Origin of the sequence: Luteimonas fraxinea, assembly GCF_021233355.1 — a bacterium.
Classification (GTDB): domain Bacteria; phylum Pseudomonadota; class Gammaproteobacteria; order Xanthomonadales; family Xanthomonadaceae; genus Luteimonas; species Luteimonas fraxinea.
Genome location: NZ_CP089507.1, coordinates 3,772,127 through 3,793,836, shown reverse-complemented (window position 1 = coordinate 3,793,836; position 21,710 = coordinate 3,772,127). Strand labels below are relative to the sequence as shown.

The 21,710-nt window shown below is 67.2% G+C and carries 19 protein-coding genes; 7 read left to right on the top strand and 12 right to left on the bottom strand.

Annotated elements, in window-relative coordinates; translation table 11 throughout:
• Positions 1-35 precede the first annotated feature (35 nt).
• The 3 genes from yidD to LU699_RS17285 all read left to right on the top strand — a co-directional run bounded on the left by yidD (position 36) and on the right by LU699_RS17285 (position 2,534).
• Entirely contained in the window at positions 36-272 is a 237-nt protein-coding gene (yidD, locus tag LU699_RS17295; RefSeq protein WP_232135381.1) for a membrane protein insertion efficiency factor YidD, read from the top strand.
• Positions 269-1,621, top strand: a complete 1,353-nt coding sequence (locus tag LU699_RS17290) for a dihydroorotase (RefSeq protein ID WP_232135383.1) — start codon at positions 269-271, stop codon at positions 1,619-1,621. Before yidD ends, LU699_RS17290 begins: the two co-directional genes overlap by 4 nt.
• Before the next feature lie 76 nt (positions 1,622-1,697).
• Positions 1,698-2,534 (top strand): M23 family metallopeptidase, encoded by an 837-nt coding sequence (locus LU699_RS17285; protein ID WP_232135385.1) that lies wholly within the window; start codon positions 1,698-1,700, stop codon positions 2,532-2,534.
• Between the two features lie 239 nt (positions 2,535-2,773).
• Here the strand turns inward: LU699_RS17285 and folE2 are convergent, their stop codons facing one another.
• The 7 genes from folE2 to efp form a co-directional block, all read right to left on the bottom strand.
• Complete coding sequence (gene folE2 / locus LU699_RS17280; protein WP_232135387.1) at positions 2,774-3,688, bottom strand: GTP cyclohydrolase FolE2; 915 nt, start codon at positions 3,686-3,688, stop codon at positions 2,774-2,776.
• 138 nt (positions 3,689-3,826) lie between these two features.
• Positions 3,827-4,501: a phytoene/squalene synthase family protein gene (locus LU699_RS17275; RefSeq protein WP_232580309.1), complete on the bottom strand. Its 675-nt coding sequence runs from the start codon at positions 4,499-4,501 to the stop codon at positions 3,827-3,829.
• A complete protein-coding gene (locus tag LU699_RS17270) occupies positions 4,498-5,184 on the bottom strand; it encodes a phosphoglycolate phosphatase (RefSeq protein WP_232135391.1) in 687 nt (228 codons plus the stop codon). Before LU699_RS17270 ends, LU699_RS17275 begins: the two co-directional genes overlap by 4 nt.
• Entirely contained in the window at positions 5,181-5,891 is a 711-nt protein-coding gene (gene ubiG, locus LU699_RS17265) for a bifunctional 2-polyprenyl-6-hydroxyphenol methylase/3-demethylubiquinol 3-O-methyltransferase UbiG (RefSeq protein ID WP_232135393.1), read from the bottom strand. Before ubiG ends, LU699_RS17270 begins: the two co-directional genes overlap by 4 nt.
• A 10-nt stretch (positions 5,892-5,901) precedes the next feature.
• On the bottom strand, positions 5,902-7,245 hold the full coding sequence (locus LU699_RS17260; protein WP_232135395.1) for a TRZ/ATZ family hydrolase: 1,344 nt from the start codon (positions 7,243-7,245) through the stop codon (positions 5,902-5,904).
• 2 nt (positions 7,246-7,247) lie between these two features.
• Positions 7,248-8,084 (bottom strand): PA3715 family protein, encoded by an 837-nt coding sequence (locus LU699_RS17255; RefSeq protein WP_232135397.1) that lies wholly within the window; start codon positions 8,082-8,084, stop codon positions 7,248-7,250.
• A gap of 132 nt (positions 8,085-8,216) precedes the next feature.
• Positions 8,217-8,783, bottom strand: coding sequence for an elongation factor P (efp, locus tag LU699_RS17250; RefSeq protein ID WP_232135399.1), 567 nt, complete (start codon positions 8,781-8,783; stop codon positions 8,217-8,219).
• 93 nt (positions 8,784-8,876) lie between these two features.
• On the opposite strand from efp, the gene epmB reads away from it, so the two are divergent.
• Positions 8,877-9,920 (top strand): EF-P beta-lysylation protein EpmB, encoded by a 1,044-nt coding sequence (gene epmB, locus LU699_RS17245; protein WP_232135401.1) that lies wholly within the window; start codon positions 8,877-8,879, stop codon positions 9,918-9,920.
• A gap of 23 nt (positions 9,921-9,943) precedes the next feature.
• Positions 9,944-12,025, top strand: coding sequence for a GGDEF/EAL domain-containing response regulator (locus LU699_RS17240; protein WP_232149573.1), 2,082 nt, complete (start codon positions 9,944-9,946; stop codon positions 12,023-12,025).
• 30 nt (positions 12,026-12,055) lie between these two features.
• Here LU699_RS17240 and LU699_RS17235 read toward each other — a convergent pair whose 3' ends face one another.
• Entirely contained in the window at positions 12,056-12,472 is a 417-nt protein-coding gene (locus LU699_RS17235) for a nuclear transport factor 2 family protein (protein WP_232135406.1), read from the bottom strand.
• 221 nt (positions 12,473-12,693) lie between these two features.
• Here LU699_RS17235 and LU699_RS17230 point away from each other — a divergent pair, with 221 nt between their 5' ends.
• Positions 12,694-14,373: a long-chain fatty acid--CoA ligase gene (locus LU699_RS17230; RefSeq protein ID WP_232135408.1), complete on the top strand. Its 1,680-nt coding sequence runs from the start codon at positions 12,694-12,696 to the stop codon at positions 14,371-14,373.
• 168 nt (positions 14,374-14,541) lie between these two features.
• Positions 14,542-15,456: a crotonase/enoyl-CoA hydratase family protein gene (locus LU699_RS17225; protein WP_232135410.1), complete on the top strand. Its 915-nt coding sequence runs from the start codon at positions 14,542-14,544 to the stop codon at positions 15,454-15,456.
• Between the two features lie 21 nt (positions 15,457-15,477).
• Here LU699_RS17225 and LU699_RS17220 read toward each other — a convergent pair whose 3' ends face one another.
• The 4 genes from LU699_RS17220 to prfB all read right to left on the bottom strand — a co-directional run bounded on the left by LU699_RS17220 (position 15,478) and on the right by prfB (position 21,601).
• Positions 15,478-17,628: an ATP-binding protein gene (locus LU699_RS17220; RefSeq protein WP_232135412.1), complete on the bottom strand. Its 2,151-nt coding sequence runs from the start codon at positions 17,626-17,628 to the stop codon at positions 15,478-15,480.
• 10 nt (positions 17,629-17,638) lie between these two features.
• A complete protein-coding gene (locus tag LU699_RS17215) occupies positions 17,639-18,694 on the bottom strand; it encodes a response regulator (RefSeq protein WP_232135414.1) in 1,056 nt (351 codons plus the stop codon).
• Between the two features lie 164 nt (positions 18,695-18,858).
• Positions 18,859-20,379 carry a lysine--tRNA ligase gene (gene lysS, locus LU699_RS17210; protein ID WP_232135417.1) on the bottom strand — a complete coding sequence of 507 codons (1,521 nt, stop codon included), beginning with the start codon at positions 20,377-20,379 and terminating at the stop codon, positions 18,859-18,861.
• A 93-nt stretch (positions 20,380-20,472) separates the two neighbouring features.
• A protein-coding gene (prfB, locus tag LU699_RS17205) for a peptide chain release factor 2 (RefSeq protein ID WP_232580308.1) occupies positions 20,473-21,601 on the bottom strand; the annotation gives its coding sequence in 2 pieces (ribosomal slippage) (positions 20,473-21,525 and positions 21,527-21,601; 1,128 coding nt in all).
• Between the last annotated feature and the right edge of the window lie 109 nt (positions 21,602-21,710).

Below are 21,710 nucleotides of genomic sequence, written 5' to 3'. Positions count from 1 at the left end.
CCGACCCCCGTGTTCATCGCCCCTGCCGAGATGCCGTGATCGCGCGCCTGCTCATCTTCCTGCTGCGCGGCTACAAGCGCTTCATCAGCCCCCTGCTCGGCCCGCGCTGCCGCTTCCATCCCAGCTGCTCGTCGTACGCGATGGTCGCCATCGCCCGCTTCGGCGTGCTGCGTGGCGGCTGGCTGGCGCTGCGCCGCCTGTCGCGCTGCCATCCCATGCATCCGGGCGGGAACGACCCCGTGCCGATGCCGAACCTGGACCCCAAGCCATGACCTCGACCCTGATCCGCAACGCACGCCTCGTCAACGAAGGCCGCATCTTCGACGGCGACCTGCGCGTCGGCGCCGACGGCCGCATCGCCGCGATCGGCGGTGACCTCGCCGCCCGCGATGGCGACACCATCGTCGACGCCGCAGGCCGCTGGCTGCTGCCCGGCATGATCGACGACCAGGTGCACTTCCGTGAGCCGGGCATGGAGCACAAGGCCGACATGGCGACCGAGTCGGCCGCGGCCGTCGCCGGTGGCCTGACCAGTTTCATGGACATGCCCAACACCAGCCCGCCGACGCTCAGCGCCGACGTGCTGCAGGACAAGTACGACCGCGCCGCCGGCCGCGCGCGCGCGAACTACGGCTTCTACATGGGCGCGAGCAACGACAACCTCGACCACGTGCGCCGGATCGACCCACTGACCACGCCGGGCGTCAAGGTGTTCATGGGCGCCTCGACCGGCAACATGCTCGTCGACAATCCCGAGACGCTCGACGGCATCTTCCGCGAGACCCCGGTGCCGATCATCACGCACTGCGAGGACACGCCGACGATCGACGCGATCCAGCGCGAGTACGTGGCGAAGTACGGCGACGACATTCCGGCCGAATGCCACCCGGACATCCGTTCGCGCGAGGCGTGCATGAAGTCCACGCAGCTGGCGCTGTCGCTGGCACGCCGTCACGACACCCGCCTGCACGTGCTGCACATCTCGACCGCCGACGAGCTGGCGCTGTTCGAGCGCGGCCCGCTGGTCGATGCCGCCGGCAAGCTGCGCAAGCGCATCACCGCCGAGACCTGCATCCACTTCCTGCGTTTCGATCGCGCCGACTACGCGCGACTGGGCCACAAGATCAAGTGCAACCCGGCGATCAAGGACGCGTCCGACCGCGAAGCGCTGCTGCGCGCGCTGGCCGACGACGTCATCGACGTGCTGGCGACCGACCACGCGCCGCATCTGCTGAGCGAAAAAGAAAATCCGTACACGCGCGCGCCGAGCGGCCTGCCACTGGTGCAGTTCGCGCTCAACGCCGCGCTCGAATGCGTGCACGAAGGCCACTTCGACATCACCCGCGTGGTGCAGAAGTTCGCGCACGCACCGGCGCAGCTGTTCGATGTCGCCGAGCGCGGCTTCCTGCGCGAGGGCTACTTCGCCGATCTGGTGATGGTGGAGGACACGCCGTTCACCGTGACGCGCGAGCAGGTGCTGTCGAAGTGCGGCTGGTCGCCATTCGAAGGCACCACCTTCCGCTCGCGCATCGCTTCGACCTGGGTTAACGGGCGTCTGGCATGGGACGGCGCGCAGCTCGTCGGCGAAGCGGCCGGCCAGCGTCTTGCGTTCGAACGCTGACGCCTTCGCGACACCGTGTCTTCATCGCCGGGCGCGTAGCGTGCCCGGCGCATTCCCTTGCTGCCCGGACCACCGCATGCCCCTGCTCCGCCGTCTGCCGCTCGCATGTTTCCTGATCCTTGCACTGCTTGTTCATGCAGTACCGCTGGCAGCGCAGGACGCGGGTGATGTGCGGTTCCCGGCGCAGGTGCAACAGGGCAGCCTCGTGATCGGCAAGGTGCCGGCCGGCAGTCAGGTGCAATACCGCGATCGCGCGCTGCGCGTGAGTGGCTACGGCACGGTGGTGCTCGGCGTCGGGCGTGACGAGTCCGGCCCGGTGCAGGTAGCGGTCACGCGCGCCGACGGCAGCCGCCAGTCGGCGTCGATCGCGATCACCCCGCGCGACTGGCCGGTCGAGCGCGTCAACGGTGTGCCGCCGGCCACGGTGAATCCGCCGGCGGCGATCGCCGAACGCATCCGTCGCGAACAGGCGCAGGTCACCGAAGCGCGCGTGCGCGACGACGACCGCGTGGATTTCGGCAACGGTTTCATCCGTCCGGTCGAAGGCCGCATCAGCGGACGCTTCGGTCGTGCCCGCTCGTACAACGGCCAGCCCGGCTCACCGCATTCGGGCATGGACATCGCCGCGCCCACCGGCACGCCAGTCAAAGCGCCGGCTGCGGGCATCGTCACGTTCGCCGGTCCTGATCTCTATCTCACCGGCGGCACGCTGCTGCTCGACCACGGGCATGGCGTGAGCTCGAACTTCCTGCACCTGTCGCGCATCGACGCGAAGGTGGGCGATCGCGTCGAACAGGGTCAGGTGATCGGCGCCGTCGGTGCGACCGGGCGTGCGACCGGGCCGCATCTGCACTGGGGCATGAACTGGCTGGATGTGCGGGTGGATCCGCAGCTGGTGCTGGAGCGGCCGTAGCCGATTCCGATCTGGCGCACTGATCGCGCGATTTCGCACGCGTTTGTCTAGCTCGTCATTCCGGCGAAAGCCGAAAGCGCTCCTCAACAGCCGGCTGGCTGGTCATCCAGGGACTCGTGGATCGAGCACATCGCAACGGCAAGTCACTGGATTCCGGCTTTCGCCGGAATGACGGACCAAAACGTCTGCAAAGCGACCGAGTCATCAGGCAACCACACGCCACACTCTTCAGGGAAGCGTTACGGCCCACTCACCCGCGCCACCGCGTCGTGCGCGTGCAGGCTTTCGAAATGCGAGACCTTGGCCTCGAACCGCGACACCCGCGGATCGGCCGACAGCGCTGCGGCAACCCGGCGGGCGGCGTCTTCGCAGAACATCAGGTTCTCGGCATTGAGGCTGGCGAACGCCTGTTCGTCCTCGCGCTTGACCGCGGTCTGCACCGGTGTGCCGAGCGCGTGTTCCAGCGCGTCGACGATCGCGAGAATCGGAAACGTGTCGACATCCGCGGCCAGGATCAGGCGCACGTCGGCACGGCTGCGCTGGGCATGTGGCGTTGCGGCCAGACCGCGCGGCGATTCCAGCCACTCGCGCACTGCGTCGTATCCACTCGTCTCCGGCGTGAAATCGCCGGCGAAGCGCGCGGCGTTGAGCTGGCGCGACAGCGCAGCCGATGCCGGACAGGTGCTGGAATACTCGACCGACAGCGAGAGCGTCAGCGCCAGACCGTCCGGGCCGAGCACGGCGTCGATCTCGACCGGATAGGTCTTCCAGCCACTGTGCGCACTGGCGAGCGCGGGGCGACGCAGCAGCTGGCCGTAGCGCAGCGTGAGCTGCACGCGATCGGCGAGACCGCGCTGCGAGTCGATGCAGTCACGCAGCACGCGCGCCAGCGTGTCGCGATCCAGCACCTGGCTCGACAGCGCGTCCTGCAGATGCAGGTACAGGCGCGACATATGGATGCCGCGTGCGTCGGGATCGATCAGGTTCACGCCGATGTCGGCAGAGGCCGGCACCGTGACCGCGCCGCCAGCGGCATCCTCGATGCGCAGCGGCAAGGCGATGTTGCCCATGCCCACCCAGTCCAGCAGGCGCGCGGCCTGGGCCTGGTCGCCGGCAACGTCAGGAAGGCGGTCGGTGGAGGATGCGGTGCTCAAGACGGGACTCGTGGCGTTGGGCGGGAATGACGCAACGGGCGCCGGTGTGCGGCGCCCGTCGTGGGGGTTCAGTCTACCGGTTCGTCCGCATCGACCCCCGCAACGCTGCGTTTCCGCGCGCGTTCGCGCAGGCGATGTTCAGCGCGGACGCGCGGCCCGCCAGCTCGACCACAGCACGCGCGGACCCGGCACCGGGCGGCTCACGCCATCACGCGCGAGCACGCGTAGACGTGCGCCGAGGATCGCGTTCGCGATCCGACGCGGACGCGTGCCACCACCGGGCGCAGGCCAGTCGGCCAGCAGCTGCGTGGCGAGCGGCTGGTCGGTGCGCACGAACGCCTGCATCGCCAGCAGCGGCGTGGCATCGATACGACCGTCGCCGCTGTCACGACTGCCATCGCCGAACAGGCGCGATTCGCAGGCGGCGATCGCCAGCGCGAGATCCTGCAACTGGGCGAGATTGCGCGCCGTATCGGCGGGATGCTCGCGGTTCGCGGGCAACAGGCGCAGTGCCAGGGCGAGCGTCTGCCAAGGCGCATCGACGCGCTGCAGCTGCGACCCGAGCGGATGCCGGCGCGCGCCCTTGCCCCAGCCCTGCAGCTCGTCCTGCCACCACGCGAGTTTCGCCAGACCCGGCGTCGCGTCGGTGCCGGCCCAGGCCGCATCGCACAACTCGTCGAGCAGCGAGAACCACGGCGCGGCGCGATCACGCTGTTCCGGCGCGACGAAGGCCATGCCGATGCGCCATTCCGGCCAGCGCGCCTGCCACTTGCCGACGAAATCCTCGTCGCCCGACTGCATCGTCGCGTTCATCGCTGCGGCCAGCCGGCGGGCTCGACCAGTGCCTGCACCGCGTCCAGCATCACGTCGCCCTGCCAGGCGACCGGATCGTCGTCGTCGAGGCGGTAGCCCCACAAGGCGACGACAGACGGCATGCCTGCCGCCCGCGCCGCGGCGATGTCGCGCGCATCGTCACCGACGTAGACGCAGTCGGCCGGCGCGATGCCGATCGCGTCTGCCGCGTGCAGCAACGGCAGCGGATGCGGCTTGCGTTCGGCCAGCGTGTCACCGCCGATCAGCACCGCGCAGCGGTCCTGCCAGCCGAGCTGCGGCAGGATTCGCGCCGCCAGATATTCGGGCTTGTTGGTGACGATGCCCCAGGGCGTGCCGGCGGCTTCGAGCGCGGCCAGCATCGCTTCGACGCCATCGAACAGCACGCTGTGGCGGCCGAGTTCCTCGGCGTAGACCGCGAGAAACTCCGGCACCAGCGCGGTCACGCCGTCGGTATCGAGTTCGGGAAACGCGACCGACGCCATCGCCCGGGCGCCCCGCGAGACCACGGGCCGGATGTCGGACAGCGTCAACGGCGGACGATCGCGGCTGGCGAGCATCCGGTTGACGGTCGCGAGCATGTCGGGCGCGCTGTCGAGCAGCGTGCCGTCGAGATCGAACAATGCGCCGGCCGGAAACCGGGCAGCAGGAGTGGAATCGCTCACTGCGGCTTCCGCGCCCAGGCCAGGTAATTCACGTCGGTACGCGGAATCAATCGCGCGCCGTTGCGCCAGGGCTCGTACATCAACCCGGTGACGTCCTGCAGTTCCAGACCGGCTTCGCGCAGCCAGCCGCCCAGCTCCGACGGCTTGATGAAGGCCGCATACTGGTGCGTGCCGCGCGGCAGCAGGCGCGCCACGTATTCGGCGCCGACGATCGCCAGCGCGAACGCGGCCGGCGTGCGGTTGAGCGTGGACACGAACAGCGAGCCGCCCGGCTTGAGCAGCGTGGCGCAAGCTTTCAGGATCGAGGCCGGGTCCGGCACGTGCTCGAGCATTTCCATGCAGGTCACCGCATCGAAGCTGCCGGGCTGCTCTGCAGCCAGCGCCTCGACGGACTGCACGCGGTAATCGACCTGCACGCCGCTTTCGAGACCGTGCAGCTTCGCGACCTTGACCAGATCCTCAGCCAGATCGATCGCGGTCACGCGCGCGCTGCGCTGCGCCAGCGCCTCGCTGAGCAGGCCGCCGCCGCAACCGACATCGAGAATGCGTGCGTCGTCGAGACGGGTGCGCTCGCGCACGTAGTCCAGGCGCACGGGATTGAGCGCATGCAGCGCCTTCTGCGGGCCGTCGGCATCCCACCAGCGGTTGGCGAGCGCGCCGAACTTGTCGAGTTCGGCCTGATGGAAGTTATCGCGTGCTGCCGTCATTGCAGTGTCCTCATGCGCCGTTGCGCAGCGTGGCGATGCGCGCGCGCCATTGACGCGCGTTCGCGGTGATGGCGTCGAGATCGAAACCGACCAGGGTGCGCGACTGCAGCTTGGGCTGGCCGGCGATCCACACGTCGCCGACCTGGTGGCGGCCGGTCGCGTAGACCAGTTGCGAGACCACGTGATGCAGCGGCTGGGTCTCAATCGGCGACAGATCGACGCAGATCAGGTCGGCCTGCTTGCCCGGCTCGATCGAACCGATGCGGTCGCCGAAGCCGACCGCCTTCGCGCCGCCGAGCGTCGCCGCGCGCAGCGCGGTGAACGCATCGAACCCGGCCGCATCGTTGGCGACCGCCTTGGCCAGGATCGCCGCAGTGCGGGTCTCGCCGAACATGTCGAGATCGTTGTTGCTGGCCACGCCGTCAGTGCCGATCGCGAGGTTCACGCCGGCGCGTTCCAGCGCACACGCCGGACAGAAGCCGGAGGCCAGCTTGAGATTGGATTCGGGGCAATGCACCACGCTGACGCCGCGTTCGGCGCACAGGTGGATCTCGGCGTCGGTCAGCTGGGTCATGTGCACGGCGATCAGGCGGTCGTTGACCAGCCCGAGGCGATCGAGACGCGCGATCGGCCGCTGGCCGTACTGCTCGACCGACTGCTGCACTTCCTGCGCGGTCTCGTGCAGATGCAGATGCACCGGTAGATCCAGCTGGTCGGCGAGCATGCGCACGCGTTCGAAATTCGCATCGTTGACCGTGTACGGAGCGTGCGGCGCAAAGGACATGGAGATCAGCGGGTCGTCGCGCCACTGGTCGTGCACTTCGCCGGCACGTTCGAAATACTCATCGTCGCTGGACGCCCACGCGGTGGGGAAATCGATGACCGGCAGGCCGACGCGCGCGCGGAAGCCGTGGCGCTTGTAGACCGCAGCCTGCACGTCGGGGAAGAAGTAGTTCTCGTTGACGCAAGTGGTGCCGCCGCGAATCATCTCGGCCAGCGCAAGGGTCACGCCGTCGGCGACGAACTCCGGGCCCATCACCGCGCCTTCGATCGGCCAGATGTGCTCCTGCAGCCAGACCTTCAGCGGCAGATCGTCGGCGATGCCGCGTAGCAGCGTCATCGGGTTGTGGGTGTGCGCGTTGACCAGGCCCGGGAGCAGCGCCGAGTTCGGCCTCGACACCGTCTCGGCCGGTGCGAAACGCTGCCGCGCTTCGGCGATCGGCAATACCGCGACGATGACGCCGCGATGCACCGCGACCGCGTGGTCGTCGAGCACCACCGCATGCGGTTCGACCGGCACCACGTGCGCGGCTTCGATCAGCAGGTCGATGGATTGCGGGGTCGCGTCATGCATGCTCATTTGTCCTCGGGGGCCTGGGTCCAGAAGAACCCGTTTTCCAGTGCGCTCGTGTCGTAGCGCGTGCCGTCGTAACGCACGATTCGGCTGTCGCGACGGCGCACGGTCTGTTCTGCGTCACTGGTCGCGGCGCTTTCGATACGCGCCACATTGGCGGTCACGCGCAGATCGGCGAAACCGTTGTGTGCACTCCGCTCTACGCCGATGGTGAACGCCGCTTCCTCGGTCACCAGACGCTGGTTCTGGTCCCAACTGCAGGGCTCGCCTTCCACCCGCGCCCAGAAATCGGTGTACGAATTGAACACCGGTCGGAGTGCGTCACCTTCGCGCACGTACAGTGTGAGCTCGTCATTGAAGCGGCCGTCCGGACAACTCGGGCCCGGCGCGGAACTGCGCACCTTCACGCCGAACGCGCGCACGCCCTTGGCGAGGTCGTAGCGCGCGGTGTCGAGCATCAGTCCGTCCTCGATCAATGCGAACGCCGCATCCTCGGTGAGGTCGGTCTCGTGCACGGCGAGGATGTTGGCCTCCTGGGCACCGAGCACCGCGATCACCAGACGCAGCACGCGCCCGTCATCGTCGGATTCGGGCAAGGGATAGGCCACCGCCGCGAGTGCGAGCGACTCGTCGTACGGCCAGACCTTGCAGGCTTCGGCCACCAGCGGCACGTCGTCGCCCGTCGGCAGCAGCGACGCCTGTGTCAATGCATAGAGGGTCTGCAGCGGACAGGCGTCCTTGGCGGACGCCATGCCCGACGCGGCTGCAGTTGCGAACAACAGCGCGCCGGCTGCAAGGCGCCGGCGCAACCGCTTCGAGGTGAATTCAACGATGCGCACTGGCAAATGCTCGATCCGCGACGCAAATCGCTTCGCAATTTCGCTGACGATGAACATGGACACTGGATCCCCGCCTGCGCGGGGATGATTGATCCGCGACGCAAATCGCTTCGCAATTTCGCTGCGGATCAATCACTTCACCCGGCTGACGTACTCGCCCGAACGGGTGTCGACCTTGATGACTTCTTCCTGGCCGACGAACAGCGGCACGCGGACCACGGCGCCGGTCTCCAGCGTCGCCGGCTTGCCGCCACCGCCGGAAGTGTCACCGCGCACGCCCGGATCGGTCTCGGTGATCTGCAGTTCGACGAAATTCGGCGGCACCACCTGGATCGGCGTGCCGTTCCACAGCGTGACGACGCACTGCTCCTCACCCTTGAGCCACTTCTCGGCGCCGCCCATGCCCGACTTGTCCGCCTGGAACTGCTCGAAGGACTCGGGATCCATGAAGTGCCAGGACTCGCCGTCGCTGTAGAGATACTGCATGTCGGTATCGACGACATCGGCCGCTTCCAGCGAGTCGGTCGCCTTCATCGTCAACTCGACGACGCGGCCCGACTTGATGAAACGGTATTTGATGCGGGTGAACGCCTGACCCTTGCCCGGCTTGACGTATTCCGTCTCGGTGATCACGCAGGGTTCGTTGTTGACCAGGATCTTCAAACCGTTCTTGACGTCGTTCAAGCCATAACTGGCCATCGTTCACTCCTGCTGGGCCGGTTGCACCGGCGTCTACAATATGGGGTTTCCCGGCCGCGACTCGCGCGGACGGCTCTACGGATTCAATCGCACATGATACCCGCAGCCCCCCTCACGATGCAGCCGCGGCGCTGGCAGCAGGCCTGGCGCGAGGCCATCCGGGACCCCCGCGAGCTGCTGGCCCTGCTCGGCCTGCGCGAGGTCGCGCTGGGCGTGTCCGACGCCGCGGCCGCGCAGTTCCCGTTGCGGGTGCCACGCAGCTTCGTCGCGCGCATGCGCCATGGCGATCCGCACGACCCGCTGTTGCGCCAGGTGCTGCCGCTCGACGCGGAAATGCGTCCGGTCCCCGGCTTCGGTCTGGACGCGGTCGGCGACGGCGCCGCCAAAGCCGGCCACGGGGTGATCCACAAGTACGAAGGCCGCGCCCTGCTGGTCACCACCGGCAGCTGCGCGGTGCATTGCCGCTACTGCTTCCGCCGGCATTTTCCGTACGCGGAGGAAACCGCGGCGGCGAACGGCTGGCGCGAGGCGATCGCCGCAGTCCGGGCCGACCCGAGCATCGAGGAAGTCCTGCTGTCGGGCGGCGATCCGCTGTCGCTGGCCACGGCCAAGCTCGTCGAACTCACCGATGCCCTGCGCGAGGTCCCGCACGTGCGCCGCCTGCGCATCCACACCCGCCTGCCGATCGTGCTGCCCGAACGCGTGGACGCCGAGCTGTGCGACTGGCTGGCGTCGTTGCCGTGGCCGGTCGCGATCGTGGTCCACGCCAACCACGCCAACGAGTTCGATGCCGACGTGGACGTGGCGATGCGTGCCCTGCGCGACACCGGTGCTGTACTGATGAACCAGGCAGTGCTGCTGCGCGGCGTCAACGACGATGTCGACACGCTCGCCGCACTCGCCGAGCGCGGATTTGCCGCCGGCGTGTTGCCCTACTACCTGCACCAGCTCGATCGCGTGGCCGGCGCGGCGCATTTCGAGGTCGACGACGCCACCGCGCTCGCCTTGCACGCGGCGCTCGTCGCCCGCCAGTCCGGGTATCTGGTCCCGCGTCTTGTGCGCGAGGTCGCAGGTGATGCGTCCAAGCGTCCGATGACCGGTCACGGCGATGGACGGATCACCCCCTCCGTGGCATAAGGCGGTCTGCCCTGGAGACCCGAATGTCGACACGAGCCGACACTGCCCTGCGCCTTCTGATCGTCGACGACCGCGTCGAGGATGCCGAGGCGCTCGCCAGCGGATTGCGCAATGCCGGCATCGCGGTGCGTCCCCTGCGGCCCGAATCGGACGACGATCTGGGCCGCATCATCGGCAGCCAGTCGCCCGACGTGGTCATCGCCGCGCGCAACTCGACCGTGCTGCCGTTCGCGCAGGTCATGCAGCGCATCGCCGACAGCGGCCGTGATCTGCCGGTCATCGCCCTGGTCGACACGCTGGTCGAAGCGGACTACATCGACGCGATCCAGTCCGGCGCCCGCGCCGTCGCCCTGCGCCATGCGCCGCAGCAGCTGTTGGCCTGCGTGCGCGAAGCCTGGGCCGATCGCGACGCGCGTCGCGGCCTGCGTCGCCTCGAAGCGCGCGTGCGCGAAACCGAGCGCCGCTGCGACGCGCTGATCGATTCCTCGCGCGACCCGATCGCCTACATCCACGAAGGCATGCACATCCGCGCCAATGCGGCGTATCTGGAGATGTTCGGATACGAGAGCTTCGAGGATGTCGAAGGCATCTCGCTGCTCGACATGGTCGCGCCGCAGCACGTGGAATCGTTCAAGGCGCTGCTGAAATCGCTGAGCAAGGGCGAGCCGCCACCGCCCCGTCACGAGATCGAAGCGCGCGATGTCGATGGCAATGCGTTCCCGGCATCGATGGAGTTCGCAACCGCGCAGTACGAAGGCGAGCCCTGCCTGCAGGTGGTGTTCCGCCGCCGCGAGGAACTCGATGCCGACCTCGTGCTCGAACTCGAAGAGCTGCGTCACCGCGACCAGGTCACCGGCCTGCTGAACCGACCGACCTTCCTGCGCGCGATCGAAGACGCGGTCGACGACGCTGCGCAGTCCGACGGCCAGTATGGCTTCCTGATGCTCGAACCCGATCACCACCAGCAACTGCTGGCCGACATCGGTCTCGATCACGCCGACGACCTGCTGGCCGCAGCGGCCGAACATCTGCAGACGCTGGTCGGCGACGACGCCACGGTCGCCCGCTATGCCGGCCACACGCTCGCGATCCTGCTGCGCGGCCACGATTACCACGCCACCTCGGCGACCGCCGAGCGCATCCGCGCGGGCTTCGCCGATCACGTGTTCGAGGTCGGCGAACGCTCCAGCGTCATCACCGTCAGCATCGGCGGCGTGCAGGTCGGCGAGAAGATCGCGAATGTCGCCCAGGTGCTCGCGCGTGCGACGACGGCGCTGGAATCGGCGTCCGGCACCGGCGGCAATCGCTGCGAAGTGTTCGATCCGAGTGCGGTCGATCGCGTCGAGGAAGAGCGCATCCAGGCCTGGGTGGCGCGCCTGCGCGGCGCACTCGACAGCGACGGCTTCGTGCTGCATTACCAGCCGGTCATCAATCTGCAGGGAGACAACGCCGCGGTCTACGACGTGCTGCTGCGCCTCGACGGTGGCGACGGCGAACTGATCGCGCCCGGCACTTTCCTGCAGATCGCCGAAGACAACGGCATGCTCGGCGAGATCGACCGCCACGTCGCCGCGCGCGCGATCGCCGCGATCGGCCAGCGCCTGCGCGCCGGTCATCCGACGACGCTGCTGGTCAAGGTCAGCCAGGCCTCGCTCGACGGCGACGCGTTCGCGGACTTCGTCGGCGAACAGCTCGCCGAGCATCAGGTGCCCGGCGAATACCTCGTGCTGCAGTTGCCCGAGGCCAAGGTGTTTACGCATCTCAAGGCGACCCAGGCCTTCGCCGCGCGCATCGCGCGCTTCGATGGCCGTTTCGCGCTCGAACAGTTCGGTGTGGGTCTGGATTCGTTCCAGTTGCTGAGCCATCTGCAGCCGCATCTGCTCAAGCTCGACCGCAGCTTCACCGACGATCTGCCGAACAACAGCGAGAACCAGGCGCGCATCGGCGAGATCGCGCGGCGTGCACGCCAGGTCGGTATCCGCACGATCGCCGAGTTCGTGCAGGACGCGGCCAGCATGTCGATCCTGTTCGGCGCCGACATCGACTACGTGCAGGGCAACTTCCTGGCCGCCGCCAGTCCGGGCATGCAGTACGACTTCGAGTGATGCGAACGCGGCGCCGCCGGGCGCTGCGACTCACTGCAGGACCGGCGTCCACGTCAGGCTGGTGATCCGCCAGACGCCATCGCGCAGACGCCAGCCGCTTTCGATCCGCCACGCCTGCGCACTGTCGGGTAGCAGTGCACTGCCTTCGCCGCCAGTCAGCGCGGCGCGCGTGCGCACCGTCGCGCGGTCCTCGCCCTGCAAGGTCACATCCACTGGTCCGGTCAGCACCCCAATGCGCTGGTGCCGCAGCATCAGCACCGCCGCCATCTGCCGCGCGGCGCGCCGATCCATGTTCTGCGGGCCGATGAAATCCTCGTCGAGCACGTCCGCGACATCCGACGCGCTGCGTTGTTCGATCGCCGTCTGCAACGCCACGACCTGCGCACGGATCGCGTCTTCGGGCGCCTCGCGGCTGCAACCCGCGAGTGCCAGTCCGCACGTCAACACCAGTGCGGTTGTCCAACGCGTCCACCCTGCCCTGCTGCGCATATCCCGCATGTTTCAAACCCCGTGCTTTGTCCAAGGAATGCGCATCGATCGGCACGCAACCGACGCGATTTACGCCGCATCGCGCCTTGCCTCCCCCTAGAGCCTATGCTCCAATCGAGCGAATTGCACAGGTACGGTCACCCGTTCGAGTGACGGCCTTCAATCAGGGAGAGGATTGCATGACCGATCAACGTCCGTGGCTGGCGAACTATCCCGCAGGCGTGCCTGCGGAAATCGATCCCGGGCAGTACCGCTCGGTGCCGGCGGTTCTGGACGAGGCCATCGCGAAGTTCCGCGACCGGCCCGCGTTCTCGAACATGGGACAGACGATCACCTACGGCGAACTGGACGCGCGCAGCCGCGACTTCGCCGCCTATCTGCTCGGCGAACTCAAGCTCAAGAAGGGTGATCGCGTCGCGATCATGATGCCCAACTGCCTGCAGTATCCGATCGCGACGTTCGGCATCCTGCGCGCGGGCCTGACGGTGGTGAACACCAACCCGATGTACACGCCGCGCGAGCTGCGCCATCAGCTGGTCGACTCCGGCGCCGCTGCGGTGCTGGTGATGGACAACTTCGGCAAGACCGTGCAGGACGTGCTCGCCGACACCCAAGTCAAGCAGGTTATCACCACGGGCCTGGGCGATCTGCTCGGTTTCCCGAAGGGCGCGATCGTCAATTTCGTGCTCAAGCACGTCAAGAAGATGGTGCCCGACTACGCGATCCGCGGCGCGGTGCGGTTCCGCGATGCGATCGCGGCCGGTGCGAAGCACGAACTGCCGGACGTCTCGATCACCCACGACGACATCGCGTTCCTGCAGTACACCGGCGGCACCACCGGCGTGGCCAAGGGCGCGATGCTCACGCACCGCAACCTGGTCGCGAACATGCAGCAGGCGTCGGCCTGGATCGGACCACTGGCGCGCGAAGGCCAAGAAACGATCATCACGGCGCTGCCGCTGTATCACATCTTCGCGTTGACGGCGAACGGACTGGTCTTCATGCGCCTGGGCGCGAAGAACATCCTGATCACCAATCCGCGCGACATGCCCGGCTTCGTCAAGGAACTCAAGCGCGAGCCTTTCACCGCGATCACCGGCGTCAACACGCTGTTCAACGGCCTGCTCAACACGCCCGGTTTCTCCGACATCGATTTCAGCCCGCTGCGGCTCACCCTGGGTGGCGGCATGGCCGTGCAGCGCTCGGTCGCCGAACGCTGGAAGCAGACCACCGGCGTCACGCTCGTCGAAGCCTACGGCCTGACCGAAACCTCGCCCGCGGCCTGCATCAACCCGATGGATCTGGCCGAGTACAACGGCGCGATCGGTCTGCCGGTGCCGTCGACCGAAGCCTGCATCAAGGGCGAAGACGGCGCGCAGTTGCCGGTCGGTGAAGTCGGCGAACTGTGCATCCGCGGCCCGCAGGTGATGAAGGGCTACTGGCAGCGCGCGGAGGACACCGCCGAGGCGATCGACGCCGACGGCTGGCTGCACACCGGCGACATGGCGAAGATGGACGACAAGGGCTTCTTCTTCATCGTCGATCGCAAGAAGGACATGATCCTCGTGTCCGGCTTCAACGTGTATCCGAACGAAGTCGAAGACGTCATCGCGATGATGCCCGGCGTGCTTGAAGTCGCTGCGATCGGTGTGCCGGACGAGAAGTCGGGCGAAGCGGTGAAGGTCGTCATCGTGCGCAAGGATCCCTCGTTGACCGCCGAGCAGGTCAAGGCGCATGCGCGCGAACATCTGACCGGCTACAAGCATCCGCGCATCGTCGAGTTCCGCACCGAACTGCCCAAGACCAATGTCGGCAAGATCCTGCGCCGCGAACTGCGCGACGAAGCGCCAAAAGCGTGACGCAGTTCCCAAATCCGGGTGACGGATTTGGCATTCACTGTTTAGCTCATTGAAATCCTTGCCCTTTTCGCCCGATGCGCGCATAGAAGCCGGCATCGGGCGAAAACTTTTATCGGGACAGCCTGCCGGGCGCCCGACCGGCAGGAAGTCCGTTTCAGGGGATTTTCAATGCACAACGTCGAGCTGCTGCACGGTGACGCAACCGCCGCACTGTCCACCATCCGTATCGAACATGACGCGTCCAATGATTCGCATTGGTGCTTCATGCATGCGCAGCAGGCGTTCTCCGATCCCACCTATCGGGCCTGTTTCTCTCCCGCGCTTCTGCGGGAATTACGTCTGTTCGCACAGCAGACGATCGACCGGATCTCGAGCCGCGCGCAGGCCGAGCCGGCCCACGTGTCGCACATCGTGCTCGGCGCCGACAGCCACGTGTTCAATCTCGGCGGCGACCTCAAGCTCTTCGCCTCACTGATCCGCGATCGCAATCGCGATGGCCTGTTGCGCTACGCGACCGAGTGCGTGGACAACATCCACCTGCTGCACACGCGCCTGCACCGCAATGCGCACACGGTGGCGTTGGTCGAAGGCGACGCGCTCGGCGGTGGTTTCGAACTGGCGCTGGCCTGCCAGACGATCGTCGCCGAAAGCGGCGTGCAGATGGGCTTCCCCGAAGTGCTGTTCGGCCTGTTCCCTGGCATGGGCGCCTACTCGCTGCTGGCGCAGAAGGTCAGCCCGAAGGTCGCCGAAGAAATGATGCTCAACGGCGTGATGTACAGCAGCGACGAACTCCACAAGATGGGCATCGTCGACGTGCTGGTGCCCAAGGGCGAAGGCACGCGCGCGGTGCACGAGGTGATCCGTCAGAACCGTCGCATCGCCGCCGCGCGTCTGGCATTGCACGAAGTGCGCGAGGGCGCGCATCCGGTGACCCATGAGGAACTGATGCGCATCACCCGGATCTGGGTGGACACCGCGCTGCAGCTCGGTGATCGCCAGCTGCGCACGATGGAGCGTCTGGTGCGCGCGCAGCTGCGCCGGCCGGAAGCGGTGACCGAAGACCAGGCAGCCGACGTCGGCTGATGGTCTGACGCGACGCCCGGGTCAGGCTTTTTCGGACCCGGGCATGCCGGCCCGCGGCAGATCGCCGCGGTCGCGCAATGCAACGAGCGCCTGGTCGAGCTGCTGGCCAAGTGTCTGCAGCAGGCCGCTCCATTCCTTGAGCAGTTGCTCCGAACGCATGCCCATGCCGGTCGACGCGGTGTCGGCCAGGCGCACGGCGCCCATGTTGCCGGCCGCGCCTTTCAGCGCGTGGCAGGCATCGCGCGCCGCATCCCAGTTGCCCACGCGCGCCGATTCCTGGAAATCGACGAGGCATTTGCGCGCATCACGCGTGCATTCGCCGAGGAACCGCTGCACGAACGGCTCACCCAGTCCCATCTCGCGCAGCTCGTCGAGGATGTGCTGCGAGATCACGCTGCCATCGGCGTCGCGGGCGACGACCTTCGGCGCTGCAGGTGCCACGGGCGCGGCCGTGCTGCCCAGTGCGATCTCGGCGAGTTTCTCGAGCATGCGCTCGATGACGATCGGCTTGGTCAGATACGCCATCGCACCGGCGCGCATGCAGGCCTCGCGCGCTTCGGCGGTCGCATCGGCGGTCAGCACGATGAAAGGCGTGCGGCGTCCACTGCCCGCTTCCATGAAACGCGTCTGCCGGATGATGTCCAGACCATCGGCGCCTGGCATGTGCAGGTCGGTGATCACCGCATCGAAGGTCTGCGCTTCGAGCGCCATCAGCACGTCGTCGCCATCGTCGACGATGTGCGGACGATGCCCGGCCTTCTCGAGCAGGCGTCGCAGCACCATGCGGTTCGCCGGCTGATCATCGGCGACGAGGATGCGCATCGGTTCGACGCGCGCGCGATGCCGTACGAACGGATCGTCGAACGGAATGACGTTGCTGACCGAAGCCGGCGCCTCGTCGTCGCGTTCGACCACGCCCAGCGGAATCTCGATCCAGAAGTGCGAGCCTTCGCCGAGGCGGCTCTCGACATGGATCTGCCCGCCCATCTGCTCGGTCAGGCCCTTGGCGATCGTCGTGCCCAGACCCGTGCCGCCGAAGCGACGGCCCAGGCCGGTTTCGACCTGTTCGAACGCATCGAAGATGCCGGTCAGCGCCTCGGGCGGCATGCCGATGCCCGTATCGCGCACCGAGAACCGCAGCTGTACGCGCGAAGGCGCCTGCTCGCCGGCGACCGCATCGATGGCCAGCGTGACCTTGCCCTCATCGGTGAACTTGATCGCGTTCGACAGCAGATTCACCAGCACCTGGCGCAGCTGGTTGCTGTCGCCGTGCAGCAGCGTCGGCACGCCATCGGCGACCTTCGCCTCGAACTGCAGGCCCTTGGCGTGCGCGCTCGGCATCAGCATGACCTGGATGCCGCGCACCAGCTCGGGCAGCGAGAAGTCGGCGTGGCTGCTGCGGAACTTCCCGGCCTCGATCTTGAAGATGTCGAGCACGTCGTCGACCAGCACCTGCAGCGCCTTGGCCGAGGTCTGGATCACATGCGCGCTGTCGCGCTGTTCGGCAGTCAGCGGCGTGGTCACCAGCAAATCGGACATGCCGATGATGCCGTTGAGCGGGGTGCGGAATTCGTGGCTCATATTGGCCAGAAAACGGCTCTTGGCCTCGCTGGCGGCCTTGGCCGCGCGCGTGGCCTCGGTGAGCGCACGCAACAGCGAGCTCAGATACAGCGGCACCGCGACCAGACCGACCAGCAGGCCCAGCGCCAACGACATGTTCTGCTGCCAGTACGGCGTGAGCGCGACCGCGGTGCCGAAGGTCACGACCGCGAAGCCGATCGCCGCATACAGATAACGCGGACCGAAGCGCAGGCCGTTGCCGACGGTGACCCACATGATCACCACGTACAGCCAGGCCAACAGGTCGCCGAGCAGGAACAGGCCGACGCCCATCAGGCTGTAATCGGCCACCATGCCCAGCACGCGGCGCGGATGCGAGACACCCGGGCGCCACAGCAGCCAGATGAAGATACCGAGCGCGACCGCGTATTCGATCGCGAGATAGGCTTCCGACAACCACAGCTCGCGCGCGACTTCGGGCTTGCCGCCGACGAACAGCTGCAGATAGGCGTAGATGACCACCAGCATCACCAGACGCACGGTGGCCTGGCCGTGTTCGCTGTCGTGGCGGTCGGACAGACGCGCGCGCAACCAGCCGAAGGCGGCGTTCATCGCGGACAACTTACTGCAACGGCCCGACGGGCCGTCCGCCGAACTGGGCGCAGATGTGCTGCAGACGCGGCACGTTGGACAGCATCGCCTCGACGCAGCGCGGATCGAAATGACGGCCGCTGTTCTCGCCGATGTAGGCGAGCGCTTCCTCGATCGACCAGGCGCGCTTGTACGGGCGCTTGGACATCAGCGCGTCGAACACGTCGGCGATCGCGACGATGCGCGCTTCCAGCGGAATCTGTTCGCCGGCCAGGCCATCGGGATAGCCGGTGCCGTCGAAGCGTTCCTGATGACGCAGCGCGATCAGTGCGCTGAGCTGGATGAAACGGTTCTGGCTGTTGCTCAGCAGCTCGTAGCCGATCTGCGGATGCTGGCGCATCTCCAGCGTTTCTTCGGCCGTCAGCGGGCCGGGCTTCATCAGGATGGCGTCGGGAATCGCGATCTTGCCGATGTCGTGCAAGGGCGCGGCGAGCTCGATCATCCGCACTTCGTCTTCGAACAGGCCCATCGCTTCGGCGACCATGCCGGCCACCGCGGCGACGCGTTCGAGATTGGCGCTGGTGCTGGCGTCGCGATACGCGATCGCGCGCGCCAGCCGGGTCAGAGTCTCGCGCTCGCGTTCCTCGACCTCGTGCATGCTCTTGAGCAGGCGCTGCTCCAGCGACAGCGCACGTTGCTTCACTGATTCGGACTGCTGGCGCAGCTGCAGGAGATTGCGGCAGCGTGCGCGCAGTTCGCGCGGACGCACCGGCTTGACCAGGAAATCGATGACGCCTGCTTCCAGCGCGGCCTGGCGGATCGGCTCGTCGCCGACCACGGTGACCAGCACGATCGGCACATCGCGGTGCATCAGCGGACGGCGGAAGCGACGCGCGAACTCGAGACCGTCGACGACCGGCATGCGGTAGTCGAGCAGCAGCAGATCGGGGCGGTGATCGTCGCACCAGCGCAGGGCGTGCTCGGGGTCTCCGAAGTCGAAGACTTCGAGCTCCGGACTGATGTCCTCGAGGATATGCCGCAGCATCGTCCGCGCGGACGTCTGATCATCGACGATGACGATGTTCATGCTGCTGGTCTCCCTACGGTTTCCCCTGACCCGCATCATCGCGGGCCATCTCCCTCGGAAGCAAGTCCCGCGCCAGCCTCAGGGCAAATCCCTACCCGCCAGCCGGGCCGTGCCCGATGGTGAGAACGGGAAGCGTGGCTGCCGCCGGACGGCAGCAACTGACCTCAGGCGTCGGCCTGCGGGCGCATGTACGGGAACAGCAAAACGTCGCGGATCGAGGAAGACCCGGTCAGCAGCATGACCAGGCGGTCGATGCCGATGCCCAGGCCACCGGTCGGCGGCAGGCCGACTTCGAGCGCGCGGATGTAATCGGCGTCGTAATGCATGGCCTCGTCATCGCCACCGTCACGGGCATCGACCTGGGCGCGGAAGCGCGCAGCCTGGTCTTCGGGATCGTTGAGCTCTGAGAAGCCGTTGGCGATCTCCTTGCCGCCGATGAACAGCTCGAAGCGGTCCGTGATGCCCGCCTCGCTGTCGGACTCGCGCGCCAGCGGCGAGACTTCGACCGGGTAATGGGTGATGAAGGTCGGCTGGATCAGGCCGGTCTCGACGGTCTTCTCGAAGATCTCCAGCAGCAGCTTGCCCCAGCCGTAGCCGGCCTTCACGTGCACGCCCAGACGCGCGCAATGTGCGGCGAGCGCTTCACGGTCACGGCAGTCGGCGACGCTGATCTCCGGGTTGAGTTCGCGCACCGCTTCTTCCAGCTTCCAGCGACGGAACGCCGGACCGACATCGATCGCGTTGCCGTCCCATTCCAGCGCCGTGGTGCCGACCGCCTGCACCGCGACATCGCGGATCAGGGTTTCGGTCAGATCCATGACCTCTTCGTAGGCCACGTAGGCCTCGTAGAGTTCGAGCATCGTGAACTCGGGGTTGTGTCGGGTCGACACGCCTTCGTTGCGGAAATTGCGGTTGATCTCGTAGACGCGTTCGAAGCCGCCGACGACCAGACGCTTGAGGTAGAGCTCGGGCGCGACGCGCAGGAACAGGTCGAGATCCAGCGCGTTGTGGTGCGTGGTGAACGGCTTGGCCGCAGCGCCGCCGGCGATGTAATGCATCATCGGCGTCTCGACTTCGAGGAAGTCACGCATGTCGAGCCACTGCCGGATCGCGCCGACGATGCGCGAACGCTTGACGAATACCGCGCGCGCGTCTGGCGAGACGATCAGGTCGACGTAGCGCTGGCGATAGCGCTGCTCCACGTCGCTCAGGCCATGCCACTTGTCCGGCAGCGGACGCAGCGACTTGGTCAGCAGGCGCAGCGACGAGGCCTTGACCGACAGTTCGCCGGTCTTGGTGCGCATCAGCGTGCCTTCGGCGGCGACGATGTCGCCGACGTCCCAGCCCTTGAACGCGTCGTAGCGCTCGCCGAGCGTGGCCGACTGCAGGAACAGCTGGATGCGACCGCTGACGTCCTGGACCGTCGCGAACGCGGCCTTGCCCATGATCCGCTTGGCCATCAGACGGCCGGCGACGGCGACCTGCACGCCCTCGGCCTCCAGCGCTTCGCCGGTCCAGCGCTCGGCGTCGCCGTGCGAGCGCTGCAGCGCGCCGGCCTCGTCGCGGCGACGGAAGTCGTTCGGGAACGCCACGCCCTGCTCGCGCAGCGCGCCCAGTTTGGCGCGACGCTCGGCGATCAGGGCGTTCTCGTCGGCGGGCGTCTGCGGTGCGGGGGCGTCGGTCATGGGTGCGGTTCGTTCGTATGCGAAGGGGAAGTCACGCGCGACCGGAGTGGCCGGTCGCGCAGTGCCGACGCGGCGCGTCGGCGGATGGATCGATCAGACGGCGTCGGTACGTTTGGAACCCGCCGCCAGACCCGACTTCAGGCTGGCTTCGACGAATTTGTCGAGATCGCCGTCGAGCACCTTCTGCGTGTCGCTGCGCTCCACGCCGGTGCGCAGATCCTTGATGCGGCTCTGATCGAGCACGTAATTGCGGATCTGGCTGCCCCAGCCGATGTCGGACTTGGTGGCTTCCAGCGCGTCCTTCTCGACGTTGCGCTTCTGCACTTCCAGCTCGTAGAGCTTGGCGGCCAGCATCTTCATCGCGGTGTCGCGGTTCTGGTGCTGGCTGCGGCCGGTCTGGCAGGCGACGACGGTGTTGGTCGGGATGTGCGTGATGCGCACCGCCGACTCGGTCTTGTTGACGTGCTGGCCACCGGCGCCGGACGAGCGATACACGTCGGTACGCAGGTCGGCCGGGTTGATGTCGATCTCGATGTTGTCGTCGACTTCCGGCGACACGAACACCGAGGTGAAGCTCGTATGGCGGCGGTTGTCGGAATCGAACGGCGACTTGCGCACCAGACGGTGGACGCCGATCTCGGTCTTCAGCCAGCCGTAGGCGAACTCGCCCTCGACGCGCACGGTCGCCGACTTGATGCCCGCGACCTCGCCGCCGGACACTTCCATCAGCTCGGTCTTCCAGCCGCGCGTCTCGGCCCAGCGCAGGTACATGCGCAGCATCATCTCGGCCCAATCCTGGGCCTCGGTGCCGCCAGCGCCGGCCTGGATGTCGACGAAGCAGTTCGCCGAATCGAGCTCGCCGGAGAACATGCGCTGGAATTCCAACTTGTCGACTTCGACGGCGAAGCCTTCGACATCGTCGACGACCGCCTGCGCGGTGTCCTCATCCTGTTCGGACTCGGCCAGTTCCAGCAGTTCGTTCGCGCCTTCCAGACCTTCAGTCAGGTTGCGGATGCCGTTGACGGTCTTGTCGAGCGTCGAGCGCTCACGTCCCAGCGCCTGTGCGCGCTCCGGATCGTTCCAGATGGTCGGGTCTTCGAGCTCGCGCTCGACTTCCTCTAGACGCTCGCGACGGGCGTCGTAGTCAAAGAAACCCCCTGAGCGCATCCAGCCGACCGCGAAGGTCGACGATGCGCTGGCGAACGGGATTGAGTTCAAGCATGGCCGATGACGTCCGGGGAAACCCGCGATTCTAGCAAGTCCGCCCCGCCGCGTCCCCGCAGGCCGCACCCCGGGCGCCCGCTTTGCCGCTAGAATTCCGCCGGCCATTG

Coding starts and splice junctions, on each gene's coding strand:
- LU699_RS17290 (WP_232135383.1), top strand. CDS start 269: ATGACCTCGACCCTGATCCGCAACGCACGCCTCGTCAACGAAGGCCGC.
- LU699_RS17285 (WP_232135385.1), top strand. CDS start 1,698: ATGCCCCTGCTCCGCCGTCTGCCGCTCGCATGTTTCCTGATCCTTGCA.
- LU699_RS17275 (WP_232580309.1), bottom strand. CDS start 4,501: ATGAACGCGACGATGCAGTCGGGCGACGAGGATTTCGTCGGCAAGTGG.
- ubiG (WP_232135393.1), bottom strand. CDS start 5,891: ATGACGGCAGCACGCGATAACTTCCATCAGGCCGAACTCGACAAGTTC.
- LU699_RS17260 (WP_232135395.1), bottom strand. CDS start 7,245: ATGCATGACGCGACCCCGCAATCCATCGACCTGCTGATCGAAGCCGCG.
- efp (WP_232135399.1), bottom strand. CDS start 8,783: ATGGCCAGTTATGGCTTGAACGACGTCAAGAACGGTTTGAAGATCCTG.
- epmB (WP_232135401.1), top strand. CDS start 8,877: ATGATACCCGCAGCCCCCCTCACGATGCAGCCGCGGCGCTGGCAGCAG.
- LU699_RS17240 (WP_232149573.1), top strand. CDS start 9,944: ATGTCGACACGAGCCGACACTGCCCTGCGCCTTCTGATCGTCGACGAC.
- LU699_RS17230 (WP_232135408.1), top strand. CDS start 12,694: ATGACCGATCAACGTCCGTGGCTGGCGAACTATCCCGCAGGCGTGCCT.
- LU699_RS17225 (WP_232135410.1), top strand. CDS start 14,542: ATGCACAACGTCGAGCTGCTGCACGGTGACGCAACCGCCGCACTGTCC.
- LU699_RS17220 (WP_232135412.1), bottom strand. CDS start 17,628: ATGAACGCCGCCTTCGGCTGGTTGCGCGCGCGTCTGTCCGACCGCCAC.
- LU699_RS17215 (WP_232135414.1), bottom strand. CDS start 18,694: ATGAACATCGTCATCGTCGATGATCAGACGTCCGCGCGGACGATGCTG.
- lysS (WP_232135417.1), bottom strand. CDS start 20,379: ATGACCGACGCCCCCGCACCGCAGACGCCCGCCGACGAGAACGCCCTG.